Consider the following 4,141-nt stretch of genomic DNA (forward strand, 5'->3'; position numbering starts at 1 on the left):
CGCTCGCCTGCACGCCGATGACACCTGCCGGCGTCTCCAGCCGCAGCCGCGCGTCGGCGACGTCGAGCGCCAGCGCCGGCAAACCGCTCGATCCGCCGCCCCCCGCCGGCAACAGCCGGTCGATAGCCCCCAGCGACAGCCGCCCGTCGACCAGCCGCCCGCGTATCCTGACCCGTCCCGCCCGCACGCCGGTCAGCGCCGGGCCGCCGAGACCGATGCTCGTCTGCGTCTCGATCCAGTCGGCGACGAGGTCGGGATGCGCGGGGTCGCCGATCGTCACCGCCGTCAGCCGCTGCCGCCCGAGCCCGAGATCTGCCACCTGGTAGCGCGCCGTCACGCCGTGTTCCGCCAGCGTCCGGTCGATGAAGTGGGTCGCGATCGGCCGCCGCTCGCTCCACAGCCCGATCAGCACCGCGATCAGCGGCACGCCGGCGATCAGCGCAAGCCGTTGCCGCCGTCGCCAGCCGGCGGGCGCATGGCCGCGATCGTCCACCATTTCCGCCAGAGGGTCACGCGCCGCCACCCGCGACGCATAGCCAGAGCCCTACGCGATTGCGAGCCGTCGCCGGCGTGCTAGGCTGTTGCCATGGCTGACATAGTCCGCGCCGATGACACCACGCCTCCCGATGGCGAGGGTCATCGCGCACGGCTGCGCCAGCGGCTGTTCGCCGATGCCGACGGGCTGCTCGACCATGAGCTGATCGAGTATCTCCTCGCCCTCACCATCCCCCGCCGCGACACCAAGCCGCTGGCCAAGGCGCTGCTGCGGGAGTTCGGCGGCATCGGCGCGCTGCTGACTGCGGACGCCGGCGCGCTGATGCGGGTCAAGGGGATCACCGAGACGTCCGCCGCCGCGCTGAAGATCGCCCAGGCCACTGCGCTGCGCCTGTTGCGGGTGGAGGCGTCGTCCCGGCCGCTGCTGTCCAACTGGCAGGCGCTGATCGATTACCTGCGCGCCGACATGGGCCATCAGCTCAACGAGCGGTTCCGCGTCCTGCACCTCAACACCCGCAACGTGCTGATCCGCGACGAGGTGATGAGCGAGGGGTCGATCGACCAGTCGGCGGTGCATGTGCGCGAGGTGATCCGCCGCGCGATGGACCTGGGCTCGGCGTCGATCATCCTAGTCCACAACCATCCCAGCGGTGACACCTCCGCCAGCCGCTCCGACATCGATATCACCCGCGCTATCATGGAAGCGGCGCGGCGGCTGGGTATCGCCGTCCACGACCACCTGATCATCACCGCGACCGGCCATCGCAGCCTGCGGTCGGAGGGCCTGATCTAGGCGGGCGCAGCGAGGGCTGCTACCCGCGCGCCTCCTCCTGACGCGAGTCCGCCATGGTCCCCCGCTATTCCCGTCCCGCCATGGCCGCGCTGTGGGAGCCCGAGACACGCTTTCGCATCTGGTTCGAGATCGAGGCGCATGCCACCGACGCGCTCGCCGAGCTTGGCGTCGTGCCGAAGGAGGCAGCGGCGGCGCTGTGGAACTGGTGGGCGTTCGAGACGCTTAACGCTCCCGATGCCGTACCGGCGATCGACGTCGCCGCGATCGACGCGATCGAGGCAGTGACCAAGCACGACGTCATCGCCTTCCTGACCTGGGTCTCCGAACGCGTGCATGAGCATAGCGGCGAGGACTGGGCGCGTTTCCTGCATCAGGGGATGACCTCGTCCGACGTGCTCGACACCGCGCTTGCCGTTCAGCTGGCGCGAGCGAGCGACCTCCTGCTTGCCGACCTCGACGCGCTGCTGGCGGTGCTCAAGCGGCGCGCCTTCGAGCATCGGCTGACCCCGACCATCGGCCGCAGCCACGGCATCCATGCCGAGCCGACCACCTTCGGCCTGAAGCTCGCCCAGGCCTATGCCGAGTTCGCTCGCTGCCGCACGCGGCTGGTGGCGGCGCGCGCGGAGATTGCCACCTGCGCGATCAGCGGCGCGGTCGGCACCTTCGCCAATATCGACCCGGCCGTGGAGGCGCATGTCGCCGCCAAGCTGGGGCTCGCGGTCGAACCGGTCTCGACCCAGGTCATCCCGCGCGATCGCCACGCGATGTTCTTCGCGACGTTGGGCGTCATCGCCTCGTCGATCGAGCGCCTCGCCACCGAAATCCGCCACCTGCAACGCACCGAGGTGCTGGAGGCCGAGGAATATTTCGCGCCCGGCCAGAAGGGGTCGAGCGCGATGCCGCACAAGCGCAACCCGGTGCTGACCGAGAACCTGACCGGCCTTGTCCGCATGGTGCGCGGCTATGTGACGCCTGCGCTGGAGAATGTCGCCTTGTGGCACGAGCGCGACATCAGCCATTCATCGGTCGAGCGCTATATCGGCCCCGACGCGACGATCACCCTCGACTTCGCCCTGGCGCGGCTGACCGGGGTGATCGACAAGCTGGTCGTCTATCCCGAGCGGATGCTCAAGAACCTCAACAAGATGGGCGGCCTGGTCCACTCGCAGCGGGTGCTGCTGGCGCTCACCCAAGCCGGGGTCAGCCGCGAGGATGCCTATCGCCTCGTCCAGCGCAACGCGATGCGGGTGTGGGAATCGGACGGCGCGCTGTCGCTGCTGGAATTGCTCAAGGCCGGACCCGAAGTCGCGGCGGCACTGTCTCCCGCCGAGCTGGAGGCGAGGTTCGATCTTGGCTATCACCTGGCACAGGTCGACACGATCTTCGCGCGGGTGTTCGGCTGAGTGCAATTTCTGCATGTGTAATGGCGCGTAATAATATTGCGCCGTTGCATAACAATCACCAACTAGCGGTCGGCCGGTAATCACGCCGGCGGAGACCAAGCCATGCGCATGTTCGAGACCGTAGCCAGCACCATGCTGGTGATCGCGGCCCAGGCGCTGGTGGTCGGGGTGGTCCTCACCCTCTGATCCATCGGCCCCCGCCCCCTCGAAAAGGGGGGCGGACAGGGCCGGGTGGTTATCCCCGATAGATCGCGCACAGCTTGTTGCCATCCGGATCGCGCATATAAGCGAGATGGACCGGCCCGGCGTTGGTGGCGCGAACGCCAGGTGCTTCCTCGACGGAGGTCCCGCCATGGGCGACAGCGACATCGTGGAAGGCCCGCACCTGCTCGGGTGACGTGCACTTGAAGCCGACCGTGCTCCCATTGGCGGCGGTCGCGGGTTCGTCATTGATCGGTTCGCTGACGCCGAAGGTGCTGCCGTCATGCCGGTAGAAGAGCCGCTGATGACCGCTGCCCGCCGTGTTGCGGATCGGTTCGCCCGCTCCCAGCGTCGCCAGCACCGCATCGTAGAAGCGCTTGGACCGCTCGATATCGTTCGATCCGATCATGGTGTGGTTCAGCATTGAGGTTCTCCTGCGATCGCCGACCGAAACTTACTCGCCCGCGAACACGCCTTTCAGCTTCGCGAAGAAGCCCTGGCTCGCCGGGCATTCGTCGCCCGTCTCGGTCTCGCGGAACTCCTCCAGCAGCGCGCGCTGACGGGTCGACAGCTTGGTCGGCGTCTCGACGTCGATCTGCACCACCAGGTCGCCATGGCCGCGGCCCTGCAGCACCGGCATCCCTGCGCCGCGCTGGCGCAGCTGCTTGCCCGACTGGATGCCGGCGGGGATGCGTACCTCATGGGTCTTGCCGTCGAGGCCGGGGATCGACAGCGCGCCGCCCAGCGAGGCGGTAGTGAAGCTGATCGGTGCGCGCGCGAACAGCGTGGTGCCCTCGCGCTCGAACAGATGGTGCCGCTTGACGTGGAGGAAGATGTAGAGGTCGCCGGGCGGCGCACCGCGCGGCCCAGCCTCGCCCTCGCCGGTCATACGGACGCGGGTGCCCTCGTCGACGCCGGCGGGGATGGTGACGCTCAGCGTCTTGGTGCGCTCCACCCGGCCCTCGCCGCGGCAGTCGCCGCACGGGTCGGCGATCACCTGGCCCGAGCCGTTGCACACCGGGCAGGCGCGCTCGACCACGAAGAAGCCCTGCTGCGCGCGCACCTTGCCATGGCCGTTGCACTGGCGGCAGGTATGGGCGTGGGTGCCGGGCTTGGCGCCGGTGCCGTGGCAGGTGTCGCACGGAGCCGAGACATCGACGGTGATCTCGCTCGCCTTGCCGTGGAACGCCTCCTCCAGGCTGATCTCCATGTCGTAGCGCAGGTCCGCGCCGCGCCGCGCCGCCTGGCG

Annotated in this window: 5 protein-coding genes; 2 read left to right on the forward strand and 3 right to left on the reverse strand. The window is 69.0% G+C overall.

The genetic code is table 11. From position 1 onward, the window contains the following. Positions 1-523 (reverse strand): intermembrane phospholipid transport protein YdbH family protein (locus tag HUU96_RS12310; RefSeq protein WP_438827081.1); only part of this gene is annotated, 523 nt, incomplete at its 3' end. A gap of 63 nt (positions 524-586) precedes the next feature. Here HUU96_RS12310 and radC point away from each other — a divergent pair. Together radC and purB are read left to right on the forward strand one after the other, a co-directional pair. Beyond that, positions 587-1,288: a RadC family protein gene (gene radC / locus HUU96_RS12315; RefSeq protein ID WP_174293067.1), complete on the forward strand. Its 702-nt coding sequence runs from the start codon at positions 587-589 to the stop codon at positions 1,286-1,288. A 53-nt stretch (positions 1,289-1,341) separates the two neighbouring features. Next, a complete protein-coding gene (gene purB, locus HUU96_RS12320) occupies positions 1,342-2,691 on the forward strand; it encodes an adenylosuccinate lyase (protein ID WP_174293068.1) in 1,350 nt (449 codons plus the stop codon). A 235-nt stretch (positions 2,692-2,926) separates the two neighbouring features. Here purB and HUU96_RS12325 read toward each other — a convergent pair whose 3' ends face one another. Both HUU96_RS12325 and dnaJ read right to left on the reverse strand, forming a co-directional pair. After that, positions 2,927-3,316, reverse strand: coding sequence for a VOC family protein (locus HUU96_RS12325; protein WP_174293069.1), 390 nt, complete (start codon positions 3,314-3,316; stop codon positions 2,927-2,929). A 30-nt stretch (positions 3,317-3,346) separates the two neighbouring features. After that, a partial coding sequence (dnaJ, locus tag HUU96_RS12330) for a molecular chaperone DnaJ (RefSeq protein ID WP_174293070.1) occupies positions 3,347-4,141 on the reverse strand: 795 nt, incomplete at its 5' end.

The organism is Sphingomonas bacterium, assembly GCF_903644135.1.
GTDB lineage: Bacteria > Pseudomonadota > Alphaproteobacteria > Sphingomonadales > Sphingomonadaceae > Sphingomonas.